This is a genomic window from Micromonospora sp. NPDC085948, assembly GCF_040686315.1.
GTDB lineage: Bacteria > Actinomycetota > Actinomycetes > Mycobacteriales > Micromonosporaceae > Micromonospora.
In genome coordinates, this window is the sequence record NZ_JBFBJW010000005.1 from 269191 (window position 1) to 294974 (window position 25784).

16 protein-coding genes are annotated in these 25784 nt (G+C 73.3%); 3 read left to right on the top strand and 13 right to left on the bottom strand.

The features are described from left to right. Positions 1-42: 42 nt before the first annotated feature. From eccB to AB0O48_RS16395, 3 genes are read right to left on the bottom strand one after another with little or no spacing between them, the layout of a single operon-like run. Positions 43-1455: a type VII secretion protein EccB gene (gene eccB, locus AB0O48_RS16385; protein ID WP_357371417.1), complete on the bottom strand. Its 1413-nt coding sequence runs from the start codon at positions 1453-1455 to the stop codon at positions 43-45. Beyond that, positions 1455-2843 (bottom strand): type VII secretion integral membrane protein EccD, encoded by a 1389-nt coding sequence (gene eccD / locus AB0O48_RS16390; protein ID WP_365066304.1) that lies wholly within the window; start codon positions 2841-2843, stop codon positions 1455-1457. The genes eccB and eccD overlap by 1 nt, the downstream gene beginning before the upstream one ends. Before the next feature lie 18 nt (positions 2844-2861). Beyond that, positions 2862-3734, bottom strand: a complete 873-nt coding sequence (locus tag AB0O48_RS16395; RefSeq protein ID WP_357371413.1) for a hypothetical protein — start codon at positions 3732-3734, stop codon at positions 2862-2864. A 201-nt stretch (positions 3735-3935) separates the two neighbouring features. On the opposite strand from AB0O48_RS16395, the gene eccCa reads away from it, so the two are divergent. After that, complete coding sequence (eccCa, locus tag AB0O48_RS16400; RefSeq protein WP_365066308.1) at positions 3936-7904, top strand: type VII secretion protein EccCa; 3969 nt, start codon at positions 3936-3938, stop codon at positions 7902-7904. A gap of 15 nt (positions 7905-7919) precedes the next feature. Here eccCa and mycP read toward each other — a convergent pair whose 3' ends face one another. The 8 genes from mycP to AB0O48_RS16440 form a co-directional block, all read right to left on the bottom strand. Next, entirely contained in the window at positions 7920-9113 is a 1194-nt protein-coding gene (gene mycP, locus AB0O48_RS16405) for a type VII secretion-associated serine protease mycosin (RefSeq protein WP_365066311.1), read from the bottom strand. A gap of 2 nt (positions 9114-9115) precedes the next feature. Next, a complete protein-coding gene (locus AB0O48_RS16410) occupies positions 9116-10003 on the bottom strand; it encodes a zf-HC2 domain-containing protein (protein WP_357371407.1) in 888 nt (295 codons plus the stop codon). Positions 10004-10133: 130 nt separating this feature from the next. After that, positions 10134-11819 (bottom strand): S8 family serine peptidase, encoded by a 1686-nt coding sequence (locus AB0O48_RS16415; protein WP_365066315.1) that lies wholly within the window; start codon positions 11817-11819, stop codon positions 10134-10136. Then, positions 11816-13585, bottom strand: coding sequence for an RICIN domain-containing protein (locus AB0O48_RS16420; RefSeq protein ID WP_365066318.1), 1770 nt, complete (start codon positions 13583-13585; stop codon positions 11816-11818). Before AB0O48_RS16420 ends, AB0O48_RS16415 begins: the two co-directional genes overlap by 4 nt. 102 nt (positions 13586-13687) lie before the next feature. Then, positions 13688-14245: a sigma-70 family RNA polymerase sigma factor gene (locus tag AB0O48_RS16425; protein ID WP_357371401.1), complete on the bottom strand. Its 558-nt coding sequence runs from the start codon at positions 14243-14245 to the stop codon at positions 13688-13690. A 188-nt stretch (positions 14246-14433) separates the two neighbouring features. Continuing rightward, positions 14434-15384 carry a hypothetical protein gene (locus tag AB0O48_RS16430; protein WP_365066321.1) on the bottom strand — a complete coding sequence of 317 codons (951 nt, stop codon included), beginning with the start codon at positions 15382-15384 and terminating at the stop codon, positions 14434-14436. A gap of 54 nt (positions 15385-15438) precedes the next feature. Continuing rightward, positions 15439-15768, bottom strand: a complete 330-nt coding sequence (locus AB0O48_RS16435) for a hypothetical protein (RefSeq protein WP_365066324.1) — start codon at positions 15766-15768, stop codon at positions 15439-15441. Continuing rightward, positions 15765-16052, bottom strand: coding sequence for a hypothetical protein (locus tag AB0O48_RS16440; RefSeq protein WP_365066326.1), 288 nt, complete (start codon positions 16050-16052; stop codon positions 15765-15767). The genes AB0O48_RS16435 and AB0O48_RS16440 overlap by 4 nt, the downstream gene beginning before the upstream one ends. 123 nt (positions 16053-16175) lie before the next feature. Here AB0O48_RS16440 and AB0O48_RS16445 point away from each other — a divergent pair, with 123 nt between their 5' ends. Both AB0O48_RS16445 and AB0O48_RS16450 read left to right on the top strand, forming a co-directional pair. Further along, complete coding sequence (locus AB0O48_RS16445) at positions 16176-17582, top strand: hypothetical protein (protein ID WP_365066329.1); 1407 nt, start codon at positions 16176-16178, stop codon at positions 17580-17582. Positions 17583-17666: 84 nt separating this feature from the next. After that, complete coding sequence (locus tag AB0O48_RS16450) at positions 17667-20210, top strand: hypothetical protein (protein ID WP_365066332.1); 2544 nt, start codon at positions 17667-17669, stop codon at positions 20208-20210. Here AB0O48_RS16450 and AB0O48_RS16455 read toward each other — a convergent pair. Together AB0O48_RS16455 and AB0O48_RS16460 are read right to left on the bottom strand one after the other, a co-directional pair. Continuing rightward, a complete protein-coding gene (locus AB0O48_RS16455) occupies positions 20195-22903 on the bottom strand; it encodes an AAA family ATPase (RefSeq protein WP_365066335.1) in 2709 nt (902 codons plus the stop codon). The genes AB0O48_RS16450 and AB0O48_RS16455 overlap by 16 nt on opposite strands. Further along, on the bottom strand, positions 22900-25629 hold the full coding sequence (locus AB0O48_RS16460) for a LuxR C-terminal-related transcriptional regulator (RefSeq protein WP_365066338.1): 2730 nt from the start codon (positions 25627-25629) through the stop codon (positions 22900-22902). Before AB0O48_RS16460 ends, AB0O48_RS16455 begins: the two co-directional genes overlap by 4 nt. Positions 25630-25784 lie beyond the last annotated feature (155 nt).

The following is a 25784-nucleotide window of genomic DNA, read 5'->3' on the forward strand; positions in this document are numbered from 1 at the left end:
GCTCCGGCGGGCCCGCCGGTCCCTTCGCGGGGAAAACCCCCGTCAACCACCCCAGGTCTCGCTCACCAGCGCCGCGGCCGGGTCGAGCGCCGGGCCGGTCGGCAGCAGTTCCAGCAACTCGGCAGGGACGTTGACAGGTGCCACGCCGGCGTAGCCGAGCGCCTCCGCGCCCTTGGGCGGCAGCGGGAACTTCACGCCGTACTCGGAGACGAGGTAGAGCGCCCCACCACCGCCCGGCGCGTACGGGTTGCGGGCCAGCACTCCCGTGCCGGCGGCGATCAGGATCCGATCCACGATGCCGCCCGCCGCGACAGCGGTCCGTGGCACCGGCAGAGCGTTCCGCGCTGCCGACGCCGACACCCTGGTCAGCGTGACCGTCACCGTGTCCCGCGCCGGCCGGAAGCCCACGCAGGGCAGCACCGACGGGCCGCGTACCGGCGTCGGCGGCTCGGGCGGATAGCCGTCCACGAACTCGGTGCTGCCGGCGACCGTGGCGCCGGCCAGCTCGTCCGGCCGCACCGGAATCGGCGCGACAGCACCTCCGGGGTACGCCTCCCGAATCGCCGGATCCGCCAGGACCAGGGCTGCGGCGGTGCGGCTCAGCCGCACGAGACCATCGGAACGGGACAGGAACAGGTCGGGCGCCCCGCCGACCGGGTTGCGTACCTCGTATACCTGGCCGATGAGGCTGACCCGCCCGCCGATCGACGATCCCGGCCTCCCGCGGTCGCTTACCGCGGGAAAGGTGAGGTCCCGCCCCGCCGGGATGGGGTTGAGCCACGCCGGGGTCACGGGCATCGGTTCGACGGCCGCGTAGCCCAACGCCACCGCGGCCGGATCGGCCAGGTGGTGGCGGCGTCCCTGCCAGACCAGGTACCGCTGGCGGTCCGTCGTCTGGACCAGGAACCCCTCGCGGTCGTTCAGTGCGACCGGCCGGACGAGGTCGCCCAACAGCAACGTGGTGGCGGCCGCACCCGAGGGCTCGGGCGGTTGGGCGCACACCGTCCACGCGCCCGAGTAGAGGCGGTTCGCCACCGGCACCGTGTCGGGTGCGCCCGGTATGCCGATCGGGGCGCCCACCGGCACCCCCCTGAGCGAGTTGCGCGACACCTGGACGAGGCGGGCCGGGCTGTTGCTGCCCAGCACCAGGCGGGCGGTGGCGTAGTTCAGCACCGGTCGGAGCTGGCCCTCGATCAGCAGGTAGCGCGCGCCGGTCTCCTTCACCGCGATGACGACACCCGCCTGCCGCCAGGAGGAGTCACCGCCGGGTCGGAAGATGCCGTAGATGCCGAAGCCGCCGGCGACGACGATGGCCAGCAGGATCCCGATGACCAGGCCGAGGATCGGACGTTGGTTCGGCGGCTCGTACGGGTCGGGACGGCCCTGCATCACCGCCGAGTTGAGGCGGCTGACCGTGTAGAAGTAGGCGTGGACCTGATCCTTGCGGGACTCCATCAGCTGGCCCAGGCCCGGACCATCTGGTAGATCCCGAGCACCGCGCCGAGCGCCGGGATCAGGGCCACCGCGAGGAGGATCTCCAGCACGTCCACGGTTCGGGCCCAGTATGGCCGCAGCCGACGGCCGGGCAGCGTGGACGCCGCGGTCAGCAGCGCGCCGGCGACCGCCACCACGGCGGGGACCAGGACGGCGGCCCGAGCGACGCCCTCCTGGTCCGCGGCGTAGCGGAGCAGGGTGAACAGGACCAGCGCCATGGCGGGGGTCATCGTCGCCCAGCGTGCCACCAGGCCGCTCAGGTGCCGGGCTCGCATGCTCAGCAGGGCGGCCGCCAGCAGCGCCAGGATCATCTCCCAGCGCCCGCCGGCCACCAGCAGCGCCGCGGCCATCAGGACCTGCGCGGCACCCACCCCGATCGAGAGCGCGGCCAGGTACGCGAGACCGGCGCTCCCCCGCTCGACCACCACCCGGTGCGGCTCGGGGTCGATGTCCTCGGACAGTTGCTCGGGCTTGCCCGGCAGCAGCGGCAGGGTCAACCCACCGAGGCGGAACGCGGCCGGCGGCAGCATCAACGCCGCCACCATCGAGAAGACCAGCCCACACGCGGCGGCCTCCGGTGGGGTCACCGGACCCGCCGCCGTGAGCAGCGCCGGAACCGCGACGCCCACCGCGAGGGCGAGCGCACCGGCGAAGAGCAGACCGGCGTCGGCCACCGCGGAGAGCCCGGCGGAGAGCGTCACCACCGCGGCCAGCGCCGCCAGGCAGATCCGTACCGCGAGGGACGAGTGTGGGGCGATCGCGACCGCCCCGAGCCAGCCGGCTGTCGCCGAGTAGCCGGCCGCCGCCATCGCCAGCAGCGTCCCCGTCCGCGGGTCGGGGACCGCACGGCTGACCAGGCCGGCGGCGGCGAGGAGCACGACGGTGAGCGCCACGGCGACCGTGGCACGCACCACCGCCGGCCCGCCGAGCCAGAGCATCACCAGGCCCACCGCCAGCAGCACCGCTCCGTCGGTGAGCAGCATCGCGCGGGTCCGGGCCGCCGTCCATCGCCACGGGCTGGTACGCGCCTGCTCCCCCACGCCGTCGACCAGGTCGTCGAAGTCGATCGGCGGCAACTGCTCGGCCCGGGGTCGCAGGTGCAACGCCTCGCCGTCGAGCAGGTTCAGCTCGACGGCCGACTGTTCCTCGTCCAGCGGCGGCTCGCCGACGCGCTGCACCACCCACCCGTCGTGCTCGGCGCCGTGGTCGGCGGCCTCCGGGCTGAGGTGGAGCAGCACCGACGGCAGCAGATCGACGAGCGGCGCGTCACCGGGCAGGGCCACGTCCACGGCACGCGAGCCGAGCACGAACCGGAGACGTACGGGTGCCGAGAGGCGCTGCGTGCTCAACCGTTCCATCAGGGTGGGTCAGTGCTTGTACGGGCGGTAGTAGCGGCCGTCGTAGTAGTAGGGCTCCAGATCCGTCCACCAGATCTCGACGCCGCCCGGACCGGTCTGATGCTTGCCGTCGATCTCGTAGTACCGGTAGGTCTTGCCCCGGAAATCGTCGTCCTTGGACGGGTCGTGGACGTACTCCTTCCCCGACGGCTCGTGATGCGGATCGAAGTGCTCGCCAGTGGAGAGTGGCGGCGTCTCCGGCGGCTTCTCGTCCGGCTTCTTCTCGTCCGGCGGCTTCTCCTCCGGCGGCCCCTCACTCTTCTCGAGCCTCGAATCGGGGTAGCCGTCGATGTCCTTGAGGAGCGGGTTCTCGCGGAGATCGAGATTGACGTCGTCCTTCGGCCCCACGCCCTTGACGTCGAGGAATTCGTCCATGCCCAAGATCTCCCCCGGCTTGAAGGGCTTGATCACGTCCTTCCCCGGGTCGATCGTCAACTTGTCCACCCCGGGGCCGTAGTCGCCGGTCTTGTAGCTGGACTTCTCCCGCACCTTCTTCGGCTCGAACTTGGCGTCACCCATACCGCCGACGACCTTTTTGGCGTCCTTGTTGAACTTGGCCACCGCGTCGGCGTTACTTCCGTCGATCCGCTCATAATCGCCGGCGATCTCGTACAAACCGGTGTTGATCTCGTCGAACGCCCGTTGCAGGTATTTCACGTGTTCGATGATCGCGTTGCGCCGGTCGGCGAAGAGATCTTCCAGCCATACCGCCGCGTCGAACTTGCCGGCATTCGGCTTCACCTTCGCCAGGTTGTTGAACACCGACTGATGGTCCTCGAGAAGGGCGCCGATCTTCTTGCCGATCTCCCGCAACTGATCCGGGGTAACGCGTGTCTCCGCCACAACCGCCCCCTCCTGCTATGGTCACTGCTGTTCGTTTCTCCGGTGCCGGGTCTGCCTCCACAAGCGAAACCCGGCCTCCGACACCGCTCCCGCGTCGAGCGCCGAATCCCCAGGACGATAAGCCCGCTCTCGCGTGCCCGACGGGTGCTCGGGAGGCGACCGGGTCGATCGGAGGGAAACCCCTCACCGAAGGAGACGAACGTGGGCACGGTGCCGTACGTCCGTAAGGCTCGCCGCGCCGGACCGGTCGCACCGGTCGAGGAGATCGCGCTCCAGGAGCCACCGGTCATCCCCGAGCCGGCCGAGCGGGGCCTCAGCGCCGTGCTGATGCTGGCGCCGATGGCAATCGCCTCGCTGGCGATGGTGCTCATGTTCCTGCGACCCAACGCGGGCGCGCTGGCCTACGTGGGCGTCTGCCTGATGGTGCTCTCGGCGATCGCGATGTTGATCGTGCCGCTGATCCGCAACGCCGGGCAGCACAAGCACCGACTCAACGGTGAGCGCCGCGACTACCTGCGCTACCTCGGCCAGGTTCGGCGCAAGGTACGCGCCGCGCTGACCGAGGAGCGGCGTGCCGCCCGCTGGCTGCACCCGGACCCGGGCGCGCTGTGGTCGATGGTGCTCAGTCAGCGATTGTGGGAGCGGCGTACGGCGCACAACGACTTCGGCGAGGTACGTGTCGGGCTCGGCACCCGACGCTCCACCGTGCGGTTGGCCGCGCCGAACAGTAAGCCGCTGGAGGATCTGGAGCCGTTGGCCGCGCACGCGCTGCGGCGCTTCCTGCGGGCCTACTCCACCCTGCAGGACGCACCGATCGCCATCTACCTGCGCGGCTTCGCCCGGATCGGCTTCGGCGGTGACGTGTCGGTGGCCCGGTCCACGGTGCGCGCGATTCTGGCCCAGCTCACCGTGGCCCACTCCCCGCAGGATCTGCTGGTGGTAATCGCCGCCCGGGGACCGGCTTGGGACTGGGCCAAGTGGCTGCCGCACGTGCAGGACGACACCGTCCCCGACGTCACCGGAACCCGGCGGAGATTCGCCACCGAGGTGACCGAGATCGAGGAGGCCCTGGCCACACTTAACGTGCAGGACCGCCCCGGCTTCGAGCCGGACTCCCCGGTCACCGCCGTCGAGCCGTTCGTGGTGCTGATCCTCGACGGGCCACGCCTACCGGCCGGCCACCGCGTCGGCGTGGAGGGCTACCGCAACGTGCTCACGCTGGACGTGGGGGCGACGCTGGGCTGGGAGGCGCACCCGCACACCCTGCTGGTGCAGACCACGGAGCAGCAGTTGGACATCGTCTCCTTCGACCACCTCGGCAAGTCGAGCAGCAGCCGCCTGTGCCGCCCGGACCGGATGGGCGTGGTGGCGGCAGCGGCGCTGGCTCGGTCGATGGCCCGCTACCGGGTCGGCGCGGGCACCGACACCGAGGAGCCGCTGGCCACCGACTACGACCTGGCCGGCCTGCTCCAGCTCGGTGACCTGTCCGCCCTGGACGTGGCGGCCTACCGCGCCGGGCGGACGGCGGCGCAACGGCTGCGGGTCCCGATCGGCATGTCGGCCACCGGCACCCCGATCGAGCTGGACATCAAGGAGGCGGCCGAGGGCGGGATGGGCCCACACGGAATGCTGATCGGCGCCACCGGTTCGGGCAAGAGTGAGTTGCTCCGCACGCTGGTGCTGGCGCTGGCCGCCCGGCACACCTCCGAGGAGTTGAACCTCGTGCTCGTCGACTTCAAGGGCGGGGCGGCGTTCCTCGGCTTCGAGCGGTTGCCGCACACCTCGGCCGTGATCACCAACCTGTCCGAGGAGTTGGAACTGGTCGACCGCATGCAGGACGCGCTGACCGGTGAGTTGAACCGTCGCCAGGAGCACCTGCGGGCGAGCGGATACCCGTCCCGGCGCGACTACGAGAAGGCGCGGACCGGGGGTGTCGTGCTGGAGCCGATGCCGGCGCTGTTCATCGTCGTCGACGAGTTCAGCGAGATGCTCAGCAGCAAACCCGAGTTCATCGACGTCTTCGCGATGATCGGCCGGCTGGGCCGCAGCCTCGGCGTGCATCTGCTCCTGGCCAGTCAACGCCTCGACGAGGGGCGCATCCACCAGATCGAGACCCACCTGTCCTACCGGATCGGTCTACGGACCTTCTCCTCGATGGAGAGCCGCAGCGTGCTCGGTGTGCCGGACGCGTACGAGTTGCCGAACGTGCCGGGCAACGGCTATCTGCGGCCGGACACCCAGAACCTGATCCGGTTCAAGGGCGCCTACTGCTCCGGGCCGTGGCGTCCGCCGCACCAACGCCGCCTCCAGTCGGTCCAGGGCGGTCTCGTCCCGTTCGGCACCGAGCACCTGCGCCCCGAGGCGCCGGTGACGCCGGAGCCGGACCCGGAGCAGGACAACGAGGAGAAGCCACCGGTCCTGGCCGACATGCTCCTGTCCGTGCTGCACGGGCACGGCCCGGCCGCGCACCAGGTGTGGCTGCCGCCGCTGACCGAGACCACGACGCTGGAGAAGCTGCTCCCTCCGCTCATCGATCACCCCACCCTCGGCCTGGCGCCGGTGGGCGGGTACGGCACCGGCCAGCTCGTCGCACCGGTCGGCCTCGTCGACCTGCCCGCGCAGCAACGGCGCGAGCTGCTGTTGGCCTCCCTGGCCGGCAGCAAGGGCAACGTCGGTGTCGTCGGCGGCCCGCAGAGCGGCAAGAGCACCCTGCTGCGCACGCTGATCAGCGCGTTGGCGCTGACCCACACCGCGGCCGAGGTGCAGTTCTACTGCCTGGACTTCGGCGGCGGCGCGCTGGGGGCACTGTCACGGCTGCCGCACGTGGGCAGCGTCGCGGGCCGGCTCGACCGCGACCGGGTGACCCGTACCGTGCTGGAGTTGACGAATCTGATGGCCCGCCGGGAACAGATCTTCGCCCAGCACGGCATCGACTCGATGACCAGCTACCGGCGGGCCCGGCAGGCCGGCGGATTCCAGGACGAGGACCCGTACGGGGACGTGTTCCTGGTGGTCGACGGGTGGTATACGGCACGGCAGGACTTCCAGGAGCTGGACGACCGCTTCGGGGAGATCGCCGCGCGGGGCCTGAGCTTCGGCGTCCACCTGCTCGTCTCCGCCGGTCGTTGGTCGGAGATCCGGCCCTGGCTGCGGGACGTGCTCGGCACCCGCTTCGAGCTGAAGCTCGGCGATCCGGTGGAGTCCGAGGTCAACAGCCGGGTGGCGGCGACCGTGCCGGCGATCCCCGGCCGGGGCATCACGCCGGATCGGCGACACTTCCTGACGGCCCTACCCCGCATCGACGGGGTTGCGGAGACCGAGGACCTGGCCGAGGCGACGGCCGAGCTGGTCGAGTTCCTGGACGTGCCAACCGCGCCACGCGCGCCGCAGGTGCGGCTGCTGCCGGAGGTGCTGCCCGTCGCGGACCTGCCGGTCGCGACCGCGCCCACCCGCGAGGCGGAGATCCGCATCCCGCTCGGGCTCGACGACGTCCGCCTGGCCCCGCTGTGGCACGACTTCGACGCCAACCCACACCTGCTGATCTTCGGGGACACCGAGACCGGGAAGACGAACCTGCTGCGGCACATCGCCCGCAGTGTCGCGGCGCACCACCCGCCCGCCGAGGCACGGGTGGTCTTCGGCGACTTCCGCCGGGAGCTGCACGACGCGATCCCGCAGGCGAACCAGATCGGATACTCGATGTCTGCGGAGCGTCTCACCGCGACCATCGCCGAGGCGGGTCAGGTGCTCACCGGCCGGCTGCCCGGCCCGGACGTCCCACCGAGCCGGCTGCCCAAACGGGACTGGTGGACCGGCGGCCGGCTGTTCATCATCGTCGACGACTTCGAGCTGATCGAGAGCGGCCGGGACTCGCCGCTGCAACCCCTGCTGCCCCTGTTGCCGCACGGCGCCGAGATCGGGCTGCACCTGATCATCGCGCGGAGCACCGTGGGCGCCTCCCGGGCGATGACGAGCCCGGTGCTCCGCCGGGCGTGGGAGTTGGGCTCTCCCGCGGTCCTGTTCTCCTGTCCCCGGGAGGAGGGCACCTTCCTCGGCAACATCCGACCGCGGACGCTGCCCACCGCCCGCGGCCAGTACATCGACCGCCGACGTTCGGTCCGCCTGGTGCAGACCCCCGAGGTGCCGGCGCCGGACCGGCCGGAGCAGTGACGTCGTACCGGGAGGTCAGATCGTCGGCGGACGGCGGACCTCGACGACGCGGGCGGGCCGCCAGCGACGTCGGTGGCCGGCGGGCAGCAGCACGGTGAGCAGGACGACGAGCCCGGTCAGCACGACCGCGAGCCCCGCGCCGAGAGCCACCAGGTAACGCCCGATCGGGTCGGGGGTCGGCAGGTCGGGGCGGCGAGCGGGCGGCACGGGCAGGCCGGGCCGGGCGACGTCCTCCTCCGGCAGCACGGTCGCCACGGCGGCGGCCGGGTTGACCACGCCCCAGCCATAACCCGGGTGCGGCAACGCCACCGCCGGGTGGTCGGCCGTGACCAGCAGCCGGTGCCGCACCTCGGCCGCCGTCAGAGTCGGCCGGTACGCCCGGACCAGCGCGGCCACCCCGGCCACGAACGGTACGGCGTAGCTGGTGCCGCTGCCCTGCCAGTGGCCCGGCCCACCGGGACCGATGCTCACCACGTCCACACCGGGCGCGGTCAGCCCCAGGTGCCGGCCACTCTGGGAGAACGTGGCGAGGGCGCCGGTGGTGTCGATCGCGCCGACGGCCAACACCGTGGGCAGCGCCGCCGGGTACGCCACCAGCTGGCCATGCTGGGCACCGTTCGCGGCGGCGGCGACGACCACCACGTCCCTGGCCTCGGCGTACGCGATGGCCTCGACCAGGCCGGGCTCCGGGGCCCGCGTGCTGGCGGAGATGTTGATGACGTCCGCGTCGGCGTCCACCGCCGCGCGGATGCCCTTGGCGAGCAGGGCTGCTGTTCCGTCGTCCATGCTGTTGGCCACGCGGATCGGCAGGATCCGCACCTCGGGTGCGACGCCCACGAAGCCGGTGCCGGCCGCCGGCCCCGCACCGATGATGCCGGCGATGAACGTGCCGTGTCCGAAACAGTCGTCATCGGCGCGCGGCCCGCCCGCGGCGGTGAGGTCGACACCGGCGAGGACCCGGCCCGTGAGTTGTGGGCTGTTCGTGGCCACGCCGGTGTCGACGATCGCCACGGTCATCCCCGCACCCCGCGACAGGGGCCAGGCCCGCTCCACGCCCAACCGTTCCTGCGCCCAGGGCACGCCCGTCTCCATGCTCTCCGGCGGACGCAGGCAACCGCCGGTGGTTGCCGGCGGGGTCGGCGCGGCCACCGGCCAGCCGGTGACGACCGTGAGCGCCACGGCCACCGCGCCGGCCAGGCCGACCGCCACGGCTAGCGGGGCGTCACCGACGGCGACGCGCGGTCCACGACGGCGACGACCGCCAGGGACCCGTCCGCCGCGGTGACGCTGAACCGGTCGAGTCGCTCAATGGGCACGGGGCAGCCGCGGGCGACCTCCTGCCGGAAGTCCACGCCGGTCACCACGGCCAGCTCCCAGCTCTGCCCGTCGACGTCGGTGACGAACAGCCGATAGGGCTCACCGACCCGCAGGCCGGCCAGGGTCGCCCGCAGGTTCACCGCGCCGTCCTGCTGCGAGACGACCACCGACAGCGTGGCGCCGCTGGGCATGTCGGTGGCGTTCGTGACGAGCGTGACGACGGTGTTCCCACCGTTCGGAGCCGCCACGTCCGGGGTGGTCGTCTGGCCCCGCAGCGACTGGCCGACAAGCAGACCCGCGAAGATCAGGGCCACCACGGCGAGCCCGGCTCCCGCGAGCCTCATCCGCTGCCGGCGCTGCTGGCGACCAGGCCGGGTGGACGTCGCACCCCCCGGACCGGTGCGTGCGCGGTTCACGGCAGGACCACGGGTCGGTCCCGCCGCACGGGCCGTGGCCGGCGGAGCCGGCAACGCCGCGGGAGGCTCCCGCTCGGGCGCCGGCGGTGGCTCCGGTTCTGCCTCCCGCTCGTCGACGTGGTCTGGACCGGCCACCACCGGGATCGGCGGGACGCCGTACTCGGCCACCAACTCCCGGCGGTCGAGGTCGGAGAGCAGGGCGAGCATCGCCACCGCCTCGGTCAGCGCGTCGGCCTCGGCGGAGCACGGGGCGCAGGTGGCAAGGTGGCTCTCGACCGCGTCGCGCTGGTCCGCGGCCAACTCGCCGGCCAGGTACACGCCGAGCGCGCTGCGGAGCTGGGGCTCATCGCACACGTCGTCAGCCATGTCGCACCAAGTCCTCAATCCCTCGCCCGCGCGGCTGGTCGCCCGCGGTCCCCGACCTTCTAAGAACGGAACTGCCCAGCGGGGAGTTCACGACCGGGGACGTCTGCGCTGTCACGAAACCGACCGTCGCTCAGTGCGTGCCAGTGAGCGTCGGCTGACGTGGCTGCTCCTCGGGCGCGGTCCCCGCCGGCCAGTCCGCATCCAACCCATCGTCCTCGTCCTCGGTGTCAGGCTCCATCTCGGCCCGCCGTACGCTGCGGCGGAGGCGGAACACGAGCAGTCCGCTGAGCACGAGCCCCGCCAGGACGGTCAGCAGGAACGCGACCCGGGTGCCGTCGCCCCCGGTGCTCTGGCCGGGTCGTCGACCCGTGGACACCTGCGTCGCCTCCTCGGGCAGTTCCCGGGTCACCGCAGCCTCCGGGTTGATCATGCCACCGCCGTACCTGGCATCCGGTTGCGCGTCACCCGTCTTGTCGGCCGTCACCCGGACCCGGTGGGCGACCTGCGCGGCCGACAGATCCGGGCGGGCGGCACGAACCAGGGCGACCGTGCCGGAGACCAGAGCGACCGCGTACTGCGTGCCGCTACCGACGAACTGCTTCGTGCCGTTGATGCCGATGCTGGAGACGTTGACCCCCGGCGCCACCACGTCGACCAGGTCCGCGGCGTACTCCTCCAGGAGCGTGCCGTCGGCGCCGACACCGCCGACGCTGATCAGCTCCGCCGGCGGGGCCGCGGCGCCCGGCCCGACCGGCGCAGCAGCCACCACGACGATGTTGCGGCTGAGCGCCGCCTCGACGGCCCGCGACACGCCCTCCGCGGTGACATCCACGTACGAGCCGAGCGCGATCACCGTCGCTCCGGCGGAGACCGCCACCTCGATCGCCGTCGCCTGGGCGGCCGCGTCGGCGGACGGCTGATCCGTGGCCACCCGCACCGGCATGATGACCGACTCCGGGGCGACTCCAGCGAAGACGTCCCCGTCCGCCGGTTGCGCGGCGACCAGGCCGGCCATCGCCGTACCGGTGCCCAGGCAGTCGCTGTCCCCACGGCCGTCACCGGTCACGATGTTGGCCCCGATCGACACCCGGCCCGCGAGTTGGCCCGCGCGTCCGTCCACACCGGAATCGACGATGGCGACGAGCTGCCCGACGCCCCGAGTGTGCGGCCAGGCCAGGTCGGCTGCCAGCCGCACGGTGGCCCAGTTCGACGGCGCGCTGGCGGCGGTCGCGGCGACGCACCTGCCCGCCGGCGCGGGTGGCGGCGGCGCGGACGGTATCTGCGCCGGGACCGGGGTCAGGCTGGGGATCGGCGGCGTCCCGCCGAGGGGCGGGGCCGGAGCAGCCGGGCTGCCGGCAGGAACGGCAGGAACGGCAGGTACGCCCGGTGCCTGCGGCGTGGACGCCTGCGGCGGGACGGCCGGAGCACTCGCGGCCGGGGCGCCGGCAGGAGCGGTGTTCGGCAACACGCCGTGCTGCAGACCCGCGCCGACCGCGTCCCAGGGCACGACCAGGTACCAGCCGGCGTGGAGGGTGTTCGGGTCGGTGAGCGCGCCGCCGTCCGGCTGTCGACGGGCGGTGTTGAGGTTGAAGATCTCGGTGGAGCGCGACGAGTTGCCCAGCAGCCGGCCGGCGATCTCGCCGAGATTCTCCGGCTTGCCCTGGTAGGCCGATGTGACGGTGTAGTAGAGGACGTACTCGTCGACCGCGGCGCGCGCGGGCGCGGCAGGTGTCCCGACGACGAGTACGACCACCGCGAGGATCGCCGCCACCCAGCCCGTCGCGCCGCGCGGATCCGTGTCCCGTGTCCGTGTCATCTGCTGAGCACCCAGCGCTGGTCGACGGCGTAGCTCTGCCGACTCCACTGGGTGACCGGGGTGCCGTGCTTGCCACAGCAGTCGTCACCGAGGATGTCGAGCGCCTTGCCGGAATTGCGGTTGATGAAGGTGACCCACGTGCCGCCGTCGATGAGCGACCACTGCTGGTTGGGGTTGTCGAACGCCGGATCGAGCTGCACCAACTCCGCGGCGTCCTTGATGGAGCCACCGCGGATGCCCAGTGCCTTGTTGTTGAACGCGTTCGTGATCACCACGTATCTCGGGTCAGCGGCCTTGGCGACGTGCCAGTACTGGTCCTTCTGGCGCAGGTTGTCACTGAGCTGGATGGTCGTCCCGCTGGCGGTGACGTTGTCCTTGCCCGGCACCTCCATGACCCGGCCCGTCAGGGCATTCTTGAACTGGTAGGAGACAGCCGGATCCCAGCTCGCCGGCAGGGCGGTGGCCGGCGGCGCGGGGGGCGGCGACGGCGACGGAGTCGCGGCGGGCGTGGGTGGCGGATCAACCGGGACCGTGGGCGAGGGCTTCGGCGTGGCCGAGGGCGACGACGACGGTGGTGGCGACGACGAGGACGGCGAGGACGACGGCGGCGGGGCTGGGCTGCTCGCCGACGGTGACGGGAACGCGTGGGCCAGTCGCTCGTCCGACGAGTACGCGGGGAGGTAGACGTCGACCGTGTCGACGAGCTGTGGAACGGCGGCAGCGCGCGGCACGCCGCCCTTGGCCCGGACCGCGGTGACCCCCCACTGGTACGCCGCGAGCGCCAACGAGTACGCGTCACTCTCCTCCCCCGACTGGCGCAGATTCATTCCGGAGAGCTGGTTGCGCAGGTCGCACATGGCGGTGGCGAGGGTGGGGATCGCGGCCTGCGGGTCCCAGACCGATGCGCTGTCGGACGGCTTGTACTCCTCCCACATCGACGGCGTGAACTGGGCGATGCCCTGGCCGCCGCCGCTGCCCTTCAGATTCGGGTTGAAGGCGGAGAGCGACCTCAACTGGGCGGCGATCCGTGCCGCGGACACGGTGGACGGGCAGACCTGACCGGCCTTGACCACCGCGTCGACGTACTCCTCGGGGATGCCGACCTGGTCCGGCGCGGGAGTGACGGACGGCCGGGCCGGCTTCGTCGCGCCGGAGAACTGCGGCTGCCGTGCGTACCAGTTGGCGTACCCCGCCACCGTGTCGACGTGCTCCTGGGCGGACGTCGGCACGCCCTTGACCTTGACCACCGCGTCCAGACCGACCTTCTCCGCCGCGACGGCGGCCCTCCAGAGATCGCCGTCGGCCCCGCTGGCCCGGACCTGGCCGATCGCCTCGCAGGTGCGGTGGGCCAACGCGAGCACATTGGCGCGCACGTCGGCACGCTGGGCCTGCTGCCACGGCGCCCACGTCTGCCAGGCCCGGGAGTCCAGCCCGGCGATGCCCTCGCCTCGCTCGGACACGGCTGTCGGCTTGAACCCCGAGGCGGCCATCAGTTGGGCGGCGAGTCGCGGCCCGGTCAGCGCCGGGCAGGACGTGGCGCCGACGACGATTGCCGGCAGCACGTCGTCGGGGACCGGCTCACCCTCGACAGTGGTTTCGGCAAGCGCCGGACCGACCTGGAGCCCGGCCGCGACGATACAGACGACGGCGGCGGCGAAAGCGACACCGGCCTCGATCCGCTGGCGGGTCGTCCGTAGTGAGTGCCATGTGCGACCGCCCGAGGAGCGGAAGGTGGCCAGGCGTCCGATCACCGATCTCAGTGTCACGGTTGGTTCCCTCTCCGACGAGTGTGCGCTGTGAACGAGCCGGGCGACCGGTTGGTTCACGGTTGGGCGGGCCAACTTCGGAACTTCTGCCGGAGGGGTCACTCAGATGCTGAATCCGCGCCCGGTGAGGTCCTCGCGCAATGCCCGTAGCGCGTAGAAGGTCCGCGACTTGACCGTCCCCTCGGGGATCGAGAGGTTGCGCGCGGCCTCGGCCACCGTGTGTTCCTGGAAGTAGATCTCGATCAGCGCGCTGCGCAGCCGCTCCGGCAACCTGGCCACGGCGTCTCGCACCTCGCGGCCGTTGAGCAGGCGGTCGATGTCGTCCACTGAGGCGTGTCGCTCCTCGATGCGCTCGTCGAGCTGCTCGGACGGTCTACCGCGGGCCGCCCTCAGGTGATCGATGGCGATGCGTCGAGCAACGGTGAACAGCCAGCCCCGGCTCCACTGACCGTTTGTCGTCCGCGCCTCCGGATGGTGCCAGGCGCGCACCAGCGTCTCCTGGACGATGTCCTCGGCAAGGCCACGGTTGCCCAACGTCAGGCGCAGGAGGTAGTTGAGCAGTATTGGCCCATGTGTCTCGTAGGCGAGGCGCAGCGCGTCGTCGTAGGTGGGGTCTGGCGACGACGCACCGGAGAGCGTGTTCCCCGCGGCCTGGTTCATGGCAGCGATAACGAGTGCATGGGTACCCGCGTTCAGTGTTCGTGGGGGATTTCCCGAGGAATCTTGGCAGACCGCGGCGGGCCGGATCGGCGTCGGAAGCTCAATGGGTACGCTGACCTGCCGAAACCTCGCGACGGACGGCGCGGCCCGGTGCGGTCGCGATTCGACGGGTTGCACGCCCGCTCGGCTCACGTCGGCTCCGCCCCTCCGCCCGGTCGCGGGGATCCCTTGATCACGTCGGCCGTCACCAGGACCCCGCCGTCGACCTGACGCACGCTGAGCTGACTCAGGTCGTCCACCGACACGGCGACACCACCGGCGTACGCTCCGCGGCCCGTCTTGCCGTTGAGCCGGCCGAGCAGCAACTCCTCGCCCGCCCTGGTGAGCGCCCAGAGCTGATACGACGTCTCCGGTGCCAGGCCATCGGTGGTGACCCGCAGGTTGACCTGCCCGTCGTCGTCATAGAGAACCGCGGAGAACTCCACACCACCGGTGCCGTCCTCGGTGGTCGCGACCGCCACGACCGGACCGGGTGAGTCAGCCGCGTTCCAGGGCTCGATGAGCAGTGCCGTGCTGAGGGCGACGGCGAGCAGGCCGGTCACGCCCACCATGCCGCCGACCCGTCGACGCGGGGACCTCGGGCGGCGGTGCGAGTGCGGGCCGCGGGACAGCGGGCCCGTCGCGGGCCGTGGGGGCAGGAAACCCTCGCCGGGTCCGGCGCGGTACCTGTCGTCGATCGTCGCGGGGCGGGCTCGGGCCACCGGACCGACCTCGTCGGGGACCGGGAATCGGGGCGCGGCGTGGGTTTCCCGCACGCTGCCGACCGGAGTCACGGCGCGGGCGGGTAGATCCCGCGCCAGCGCGGCCCCGGGTGCGCCGAACAGGTGATCACCAGGTGGGGCACGTCCCGGATCGGCGGGCCCGGCCCCGAAGTCGGCGACCAGGCGGCGTACGTGGGTGTCGCTGAGCAGGCGGAGTGTGCCGACCGTGTGGTCGATCTCCTCCCGTTCGGCCCGGCAGGTCGCGCAGCGACGCAGATGAGCGCTGACGGCAGTTTCTTCCGCACCGGACAGTCGACCGAGCACGAGCAGGCAGACGTTCGTCCGCATTGCCGCGTCGTCGCAGGTGGACGTCGTCATGGGAGGGTCACTCCCCGGTGTGCGACGCACGGTGTGGGACGGCGGCAACGGACATCAGTCGCCACCCGCTGCCGATCCACCGTGCCCGTACGTACGCTCGGACCAACTGCTACCGACCAGATCCGGCAGCGTGACCCGCAGAGCCGCACTGATGATCCCCAGCACACCGGTCGGGCCGAGCAGGCCGTCCGCCGCGATGGCCCACTCCTCCGCCGGACCGAGGTAGTCGTGGGTGTCGGCCCACCGCGCCCGCGTTGGTTCCAACTGTTCACGCAACGTCGCGAGCCTGCTGGCGACATCGGTTGCCAGCGCGTTGATGGCCGGTCCGAGGTCGGCCGGGTCGCCCAGACCGCCGGGGGCTGATCCCCACTCGCCGCCGCTCATCGGGACGCACCGGCGGCGAGCGTCAGGTCGGACAGCCGAAGCTCAGCCTCCGTCTGCAGGCCAGAGGCGATGTCGTGGAGCGCGTCGTCGAGCATCCGGGCATAGATGTCGTACCCGGTCAGCAGCGCGTCGTGACGGGCGGCGGACATCCGCAGGCGTGCCGGTTCGAGGCTCGCCAGGTGGGCGCGTAGCCGGTCGAGCTGCGCACCGATGCCGGCTGCGGCATCGCGGCACGCGTCGGCGATATTGCCCTCGCACTGCGGATACGGTGTAATTCCCCTCATAACGCCTCCGATCTCGGGAGAACATCCTGAGAACGAGAGGTGGCGCGCCCCGGTTCACCACTCCTCCGACGATCCTTGGATCGCGGCAGCGCACGACGACCCCCGGCGAAGGACGATGCCACGATGAGACGACGGCTCGCGGTGTTCGGCCTCTGCCTGCTCACGCTGGCCGGCAGCACACCGGGGATTGCCCCGGTGGCGAACGCGGCGCCCGCGTCGACGCTGCGGGCCCCGGAGGAGACCGGCAAGTACTACGTCGTCGGGCCCCCGGTCGACGGCCAACGGGAATATCTGTTCGCCATCGCCGCGAAGACACTGGGCAACGGCAATCGATCCCGGGAGATCTTCGCCCTCAACGAGGGACGGCTCCAACCCGACGGCCGCCGGTTGACCGACGCGACGATCGTGCAGCCCGGCTGGATCCTCGCCCTGCCCCGGGACGCCAGGGGCCCCGGCGTCCGCACCGGCGCGCTTCCGGCACCGACGCCATCACCGGCACCTGTCGCACCGTCTCCACCGCCTCGCGCGTCCACGGCGCCCGCAGGACCGCAGGCGCCCCCCGCCGACGCGCTGCCACACCTGCCCGCCCTGTGGTCCCCGACCGGACTGCGGATAGCGCTTGTCGCCCTCGCCGTGCTCCTGCTGTTCTGGGCACAGGTGGCTCTCCGATCTCGGCGTCGGCCAACCCGTGGCGGCGATGCGGCAGACAGCAGCCCGGCTCGGCCCGGCCCGACGACTTCCCCGGATCAACGGCCCGCACCGGTGACCGCACCACAAGCACCGCCACCGCAGGAGCCACGCCCCCCGGTGCCCGCCGAACCGATCCTCGTGCTGCCCCTCCCCATCGCGGCCGAGCCACCCGCGCAACCACCCGCGCCACCACCCGTGGCGGTCCCGTCGCCGCGACCCGCCGTTCGCACCCCGCTTCGGGCGGTCCCCGACGTCCGTGCGTCCGGCCTCCCACCTTCGTCCCGTACCCACCCGTTCGCCACGCTTGTCACGGATCTGGCCTGCGGCCCGGACCGGGCGACGGTGCGGCTGGTCGGGGCGCGCCCGGCTCGCTGGGGAGCCCCCTACGGATGGCTTGTCGACGGGCAGCGACCGCCCCCGTCCAGTGCCCCCGTGGTGCTGGGCGACCGGGACGGACGACGGCTGTGGATCGACCTCGCGGTGGCCCCCGACGTGCTCACCATCGGAGGTGACCTGACCGCCTGCCGCCGGCACGCACTCGCCCTGGTGGATCAGTTCGACGCCGACACGGACGTGGTCGTGGTCGGCGACGCCCTCGGCGACGCGGCACCCGAGGGCTGCCGCCGGATCGACGCGGTCACAGAGTTGGCAGCCGAGGAAACGTCGACGAGGGTACGGATCGTGGTGTGCGCCGGCCCCGACGCCGTGGCGCTGTCGGGTCCCCTGCGCGTGCTGTCCGGAAGTCGCCAGCGAACCGTACCGATTGTCGTCGGCGCGGGACCTGCGGCACGGTGGTCGTTGCGGTTGGGCCCGCCGGCTGCGGCGGGGGCCGGACGGTGAGGTGGCCCCGCGTGCAGCGGAGGCCCAGAATGGACGCCTCGCGGCCGGCGCCGGCCCGATGCGGAACATAGAGCGAGGACACCGTTGCGACCCAACCGACAGCGCCCGCTCGGGGCGGCCCCGGAGCAGGTCTCCGCGGCGGACCTGCCGCTACCCGTCGATGGCCTGTGCGACGTCGTGCTGGTCCGCACCGACGACGGCGGGTTGGCCCGGCCAGAGGATCACGGCACGGCGCTGACCCCGCAGGAGGTGGCCGCCCACGCGCGGGCGGCCGGAGTCGCGGGGTGCGACCTCCGTGTCCTCGTCGACGACGGCGCCCGGGACGCGGCCCTGTTCGGGCAGGTCGCCAGCGCGCTGGGGTGCGACATCCTGGTCACGCCCGCTGGCGCGACAGTGCGGCGCCTGGCCGGCCCGAGCCTTGCCGGCCGGGCCGAGGCCGTCCCGATCGACCGGATCAGCGGAGAGGTCGTCGACTGGGTCCTGGTGCAGCCCACCGCACTCCGGACCACACTGCCAGGATGGTTCGACCTGGCCGGCGGCCTGGTGCTACCGAGGAGCGGGCTGGCGACCCTGCCGCTGGCCGGCGGCCTGGAGTTCGCCAACCGCGAGGACTTCGTCGTCCGCCGGGCCGCGGCGAGCCGCCTCGGCGTCGGTCATCCGGACCTGATGACGGTAGCGCTCGCGACCCGAGCCGGCCAGTTCCGGCTCTCGACGTACCGGTTGGACGCCGCCGGGGAGAACCCGGGCCGGTACTCCGGTCAGGACGTGGCCGCGGTCCTCTCCTCGACCTACCTGTACGGCGGTGACCTCCGTGTGTGGTTGCGCTGGCCGGACGACCCCGTGCAGTGTCAGCGACTCGACGCCCAGGTGACAGCTCTGGCCGAGGCGACCGGCGCGACGGTGTGGACCCCGGAGATCGGCAGCGAGGCGGTGTTGCTGCGCGGCTGCCTGGACCTGGCCGCCCGGGACCGCGCCGGCATGGTCGCCCGCTGGCGGGAGTACCGACCCCCGTACGCGGCGGACACGCCTCGATTCGCGGCCGATCGCGACGGACGGCTCGGGCCCAGTGGCGGCCCCGTGGTCAGTGCCGCCGGCGGCGTGGCGCTGATCAGCACCGAACGGGCGTCGGAGGCCGCGCTCCTCGACCGGTACGTCGACCTGTCGGCTGAGCCCGGCCTGATGCTCGTCGACCTGACCATTCTCGACGGAGGGCGACTCGCTCTGCGCTACCAGGACGGCAGCCACCTCGCGGTGGGCGCGGTCGAGCTGCGGGCCCTGCTGACGAATGCTGGTTGGCGGGGCGCTGACCTCCAACTGTTGACCCCGGTGGCACCCGAGTGGACCGAGGGCCTACGGGAGCACCTCGACGTTCTGGAGTCGGACCTCGGCGTCGAGATCTGGTCGCTGACCCCCGGCGCCGTCGTCGTCGTCCGGGATGGCCTGGCCCGGGCCGTCGACGAGCAGCGGCGCCCGGCGCGCTGGTTGCGGGCCGCCGATCCCGGTCAGCCGGCCGAGACCGGTCGGTGGCGCAACGACGACGGATGGCTGATCCCGCGTCGGCGGGGCGCGGGTGAGTCGCCGGGGCCGTCACCCGCCGCGCCACCGTCCGCCGCGCCACCGCCCGCCGCGCCGGCGACAGCGCTACCGCCCGCCGCGCCGGCGGCCGCGCCGGCAACACCCGCGCCGGCGGCGGCCGCGCCACCGCCCGACCGGGTGTTGCCGGCGCCGAGCCCTCGACCCGCGCTCACCGTCTCCGCACCCGGCGGCCGGCCACACGGTCTCCGGTGGTTGCCGGAGCGACCCGAGGTGAACGCCGAACCCGTGCGGCTCTGGCTGGCCAGCCCCTGGTCGCCGCGGCGGGTCGCCATCGAGGGTGTGCCGTCGGCCAACCTGTTCCTCGTCGGCGACCTGGACGGCGAGCGGGTCGCCCGGGCCCACCCGTACCAGCATCTGCTGTGCCTCCGGGTCGAGGCCGGCGGCCTGGTGGACCTGGACCGGGTCGGTGACCTGCCTGCGGGCCACCTCGGCACCAGGCCGGCGGGTACGTTCCTGTTGCCGGCGGGCTGGCTCGACCAGGCCCGGCTGCGCGCGGGCTACGACGTCGACGACGACGGGCGGCCACAGGAGGAGACCGAGCTGCCCGGATCTGCTGTCGTGCTGCGCTGCACCGGAGCCCGACACGGCACGGACGGGCTCCCCGACGATGTGGTGCGCTGGCCTGGAGGTGCACGGGGAGCAGGGGCCTGGGCGTTGGTCCCGGACTCTCCGGTCGAGTCGCCGGACGACTTCCTGCCGCTGCACCAACGTCGGCCGCCGGTGCGCGACGGACACCGGCTGGTACGTCTTCGGCTGGTGGCGGGCGAGGCGATCGACACGCGAGCCAGCGCCGCGGCCCTGTCCGCCCTCACCTCGGTTCGGTCGCGCCTACCCGAGTTGGTGGCCGAGGGTGTGACGCTGCTGTTGCCGCAGGGCTGCTACGACGGCGCCCGGGTGGACCAGGTGCTGCACGCCGACGGCGGACGCTGGCGGCAGCGGACGAAAGGGATCGACCAGCCCCTGTCGAGCTTCCTGGCCCCGCTCGGGCCTCGGCCCGAGCCCGACCGGCGGCGTCCTCAGCCGCTGCGGTAGTCACCGGTCAGCACGGCCGCGGCCAACTCCACCCGGGACCGGTAGCCGGTGCGGCCGAACAGCCGGGTGAGCCGGCCCTCGATGCTTTTCGCGCTGGTCTGGGTGGCGGCGGCCAACTGCCGGTTCGACAGTCCCTCCGCGACCAGGACGGCGAGCAACTGCTCTCCCTCGGCGAGGGTCCGCACCCGTCCCGGAACGGGGATGCCGTGGTCGCGCATCGCCTGGCGGACCCGGGACCGGTGCAGGATCGCGCCCAGGTCACCGAGGATGTCGTACGCCTCGCCCAGCAGCTCGACGCTCCGGCCGGTCCAGCGGACCACCCGCTCGATCGCCCTGGCCACCTCGTAGGGCTGACCGACGACCCGGGCCAGTGCCACGGGATCGTCGGCCCGCGCCCGGCCAGATTGGACGATCAGTTGGGCCGTCGCGACCCGCAGGGCGCCGAGAGCGGTGCTCTGATCCGCTGCCGTCACCGCGGACGCGGCGGCCAGGCGGGCCGCGTCGCTGTCCCCGCGTTCCGTCGCGAGCTCCGCGGCCAGCAGCCAGAGCTCGTCCAGGCCGACGACCAGCCCGTGCCCGGTGGCGGCGGCCACGGCGTCGCCGACCACGCGGGCGGCGGCCGGCACGTCGCCGAGGATCCACTCCGCCTCGGCCGCCACCGGTGCCAGCAGGTGCGGCAACGGTGCCGCGTCGGCGCGGGCCGCGTCGAGCAGCGCTCGGGCGCGCATCGGCCAACCACGGGCGAGCAGGATCTCGGCTGCCGCCCGATGAACGGTGCTGTGTGCAACCGGCCGGGTCACGGGGAGGTCGGCGGCGATGCCGAGGAGCGCGGCGTCGATTGCGGCGTCCCACCGGCCCGCCCGCCAGTGGATGAGGCACCGCTCGGGCGTCGGCAGCTCGGCCACCGTCAGACCGGCCTCCGCCAGCTCGTGCTCCGCCCGGTCCAGCTCGCTGACGACCGCCGCCCGGCCGACCCGTGCGACAGTGTCGGCGAAACGGCGGCGGGAAGCGCTCCGAACCAACCCGTCGCCGGTCGGCGCGTCGCCCACCCGAGCCTGGCCGGTGACGCCCACCGGCACGCGGCCGGTGACGCCCACCCGAGCCTGACCGGTGACGCCTACCCGAGCCTGACCGGTGACGGCCACGGGCATGCCGAGCACCGGCCCGGTGTCCGGCCGGGTCGAGTCCGACGGCAGCAGGCTCGCGGCCTCGGCCCAGCGGTCCAGGAGGCAGAGTGCCGCGGCCCGGGTCATCCGGGTCGGCACGGGACCGTCGGACAGCCATTCCTCACCGGCCGCGACGGCGTGCACGGCCTCCGTCGTACGCGTCCCGCGTGCGCTGGCGAGCGAGAGCAGTTCGGCCTCCTGCCGGGCGGCGTCGGGCAGGGTGTCGGCGTACCCGCTGAGCAGGTGGCGCAGCTGTGCCTGGGCCAGGGCGTACCGGCCGACGCCGAACTCGGCGAAAGCTCGGGCGAGTAGGGCCTCGGCGCGGTCCGCGGGATCACCGCTGCGATCGGCCGCACCGGCCCACCAACGTGCCGCCGCGGCGGGCGCGCGCACCGCGGCGTCGTCCGCGTGCTGGCGCAGCAGGACCGTCGCCCGACCGGCGTCGACCAGGCCACCGGCGGCGACGACCTGATCGGGCAGGTACTCCGGATCCGCGCAACGGGCGGTGCCCGACCAGAGCGCCTCGACCGCCACCTGCGCGAGGCGGCGCCGTTCATAGGGGCGGAGACCCGCGCGCAGGGCCAGCGCCAGCGCGGGCACCCGGATCCGCCAACCGTGCCGGTCCTCCCGCACGGAACCCTCCGACCGCAGGGCGTCCAGGTGCCGGTGTACCTGCTCCGGCGTCGTGGCGAGGGCCTGCCCGATCAGTGCGGGGACGGCCATGCCCAGCGGCTCGAGCGCTGCCAGGGCGCGGGCGACCGCGTGGGCAGCCGGACCCAACCGGCGCACCGGCCGGGTGAGGTCGTGCTCCGCCGGGATCCTGGGTGCGTGGGTCGGGTCGGTCAGGTAGGCGCGGCGCTCGACGACCCGGAGGGCCGCCGAGCCGCGGTAACCCTCGACGGCGGCCAGCACCGCGGCCGGCACACCGCGGCTGAGCCGGCGCAGGTGCGTCGAGAGGGACTCGTGTGGCGTCGCCTGCAACGCCTGACGGGCGAGCGCGTCGACCCCGGCGCGGGGCAACGGCCGCAGCCGCTCGATGTGGACGAGCCCGCCCTGGCACAGGCGGTCGAACGCGGCCAACTGCTCCGGACCGACACCGGAGTCGGCACGCAGGGTGGCGACGCAGCGTACGGGCACCGGGAACGCCTCGTGCAACACATCCCGCAGCGCCTCGGCGGACTCGGCGTCGGTCCACTGGGCATCGTCGACGAGGAGCACCAGGCCGGGGTGTCGCCGTAGGACGCGGGAGAGTGCGCGCGAGGGTGGCTCGCCCCCGAGGGCGCGCCCACGACCGGCGGCCAGGCGGGTGGGGATCGGGGCGAGCGCGGCGAGGATCCGCCCGGCGAGGTACCCCGCGTCGTGTCGACACTCCGGCGCCAACCGCAGGTCGAGAACGGGTCTGCCGGCCCGCTCGGCGGCTTCCCGCAGCGAGCGCAACGCGTGGGTGCGGCCGACGCCGGCCGGACCGGTGAGCACGGTCAGGGTGGGCCCGTCGAGATCGACCGGAAGGTGTCCTCCGCCGTTCACGACGCCGAGCCGAGGATGTCGGTGGTGAGGCTCACCGCGGCCAACTCGACACGCGAACGGCAGCCGGTACGCGCGAAGAGCCTGGTCAGGTGGTTTTCGACGGTCTTCTCGCTGATCCGCACCTGCGCCGCGATCTGCCGATTGGTCCGTCCGTTACCGATCAACTCGACGATGCGCATCTCCACCGGGCTGAACCCCGTCCTGGGCGTACGGGTGCGGGGCTGCCGAACGTCCCGCTCCCGCATCGCGGCGGCGACGGCGGACCGCAGCCAACCGGAGGTCATCGTCTTCGCCACCGCCTGCGCCTCGATCAGCCACGGCCCCGGGTCCTCGGCGACCCGGCCGAACGCCAGAGCGGCGTACGCGAGGGCGAGACGGTTTCCGCCGGCCCGGACGAGGTCGACACCGTCCGCGGCAGCGGTCGCGTCACCCCTGCACAATGCCTGGATCAACAGCGTCGTCTGCCTGCTGAGCCGACGCCGAGGCTCGGCCACGTCCGCGTCGACCACCGCCGCCAACCAGGCCATCTGCTCGCCGAGACCGAACCGTGCCGCGAGGCCCGCCGCCCGTACCAGGAGATGCTCGACGCCGATGCGGCTGCCGTGGCGCCGGTGGCTCTCGTACGCCAGACGCCCCTCGCCCAACCGCCGGGCCGCCTCCCGCGCCGACTGGGCCTCCCCGGCCGGACCGTTCCCGGCCCACCACCGAAGGGCCGCGTACGGCGGGTCGTTCGGGACCGAACGCCAGGAGGGCGTCTCCGTGGCTCGACCCAGCAGGCCGAGCGCCTCGACCGCCCAGAGTCGGGCGAGGCAGCGCTGCAGGGGCGCCTCGGCGCCGGTCAGGTCCAGTTCGCGGGCGGCCGAGAGCACACCGGAGAGGTCCCCGTCGGCCTGACACATGTGCAGCCGGTGGTACGCGGACAGGTGCCCGCCCTTCGGCATGCCGTAGCGCTGCGGCCCCAGGACCAGCCCCAGGAGTGCCGCCAGGTCCCCCGTCTCGCCGGCCAGCAGCAACTCCTCCGTCGCCGGTCCCGTATCCGTGAGGCCGTCGCCGACGGCACCGGCCAGGACGCCGAGTTCCGCTGGGTGCAGCAGCGATCCGCTGTCGCCGGGGGCTGCCGGCGGCCCCGACTCCGCGGGCAGTACCGGCCCCGGCTCCGGCTTTGGCTCCGGCTTTGGCTTTGGCTCCGGCTTTGGCTCCGCGGGCGGCTCCGGCTCCGCGGGCGGTGCGCCGGTGAGCCACCAGTCGGCGAAGCCCACGACTGCCCGCGCCGCCGGTGCCCCTCCCAGAGCGAAGCGGATGGTGGGGCGCACCGGCACTCCGGTGTGCACGGCGACCAGTGCGGCGGCCGCCGCGAGGTCGCCGGCGTGACGGGACGACGGGCCGTGGCCTCGATCGATCGCCGTGTCCACCACCTCGCCGAGGCGGGCGACCTGGCCGGTCCGCACCAGCAGCCGCAGCAGCCGAGCGAGGATGTCGTCGCCGGCCCGACCGTCGCCGGCGTGCCAGAGCGCGGCGCGCAGCCAGTGCGCCGCCCGGTCCGGCGCACGGTCGGTGTTCTCGACAGCCGTGGCGGCGAGGGTCACCGCCGTACGCGTGTCGAACGGCAGGGCGACGCCCGCCGAGGTGACCTGGTCGGCCAGGGCTGCCCCATCGGTCGGCGCGCCGGACGCGGCCCGGCGGAACATCGCCGCGGCACAGGCGCGGTGCAGGCGGGCCACCGCGTCCGGACCGGCATCGGTGATCAGGCGAGCGCCGAGGGCCGGGCTCTGCGGGAGGATCCCGCCCTGCGGCTCGGTGACGAGCAGTCCGTCGTCGATCAGTTCGTCGATCATCTCGCCGTACTCGGACAGCCGGCCCCGCGTGGCGTCGGCGAACAGCGGCAGGTCGTCGACGCCGAATCGGGTGACGGCGGCCATGGTGGCGAGGCGGACGGCGACCGGGCCGCGCGCTCGCAGGGCGGCGAGCAGGCGGTGGTCCGTCGGCAGCGCGATCGGGGCGTGCGGGTCCAGCAGGCACAGGTGTCCCCGGATGACCGCGAGCCGCCCGGCCCGGGTCAACTCGTGGGCGACCTCCAGCACCGTGCCGGGATGCCCGGCGAGCGGCCCGAGCGCGGTGGACAGGGCCGGCGGCACCGCGTCGTCGAGCGGCACGGCATAGCGGCGCGCGAGCATCCCACGCACGGCCTCGGTGCTCAACGGCGGCAGGTCCACCACGACGTCGGCGAGCGTGCCGAGCCGGCCGTCACCGGGCGCGCCCACGGCCACGACGAGGCAACCGTCGCGTACGGCGGCGGCCAGCGCCGGGGCCAGCGCGGGACGCGCGTCGTCGGCGATCACCACCGTCGGCGCCCGCCGGCCGATCACGGCGAACGCGGCGGCGGCCTGCTGAGCCAACGCGACGCCACGCCCGGCGTACTGGTCGGCGGACGTGTCGCAGAGAGCACCGAGCGCGCTCAGCGGGCCGGCGAGCGGCGGGTCGGCCAGCAGTTCGTACTTGTCGCGAACGGCATTCAGCAGTGCCGCGAAGCCGGCGGCGGTGTCACCGGCCACGGGGGGCGCCACGCGAAGCACCACCACCCCAGCCGCGCGCCACGCGCCCTCGGCCGCGTCCAGCAGCGACGTCCGGCCGCTGCCGGCCGGCCCCCGGACCAGTACGAACCGGCCACCGATCGCGGCGGCCGCACGGGCCTCGTCGAGGGCGTCCACCTGCACGGCACGGCCCACGATCGTCCGCCGTCTCGGGATGACTCTCACCCGCGCGGTGCGCGGTCGCGGAACCTCCGGCACGATCATCCGATCGCCGCACCGACGTTCGTTCTCGACCCGTGCCACGTGCTCGCCTCCATCCACGCCCGACGGTGTGCCGGACGTGCCTGTCA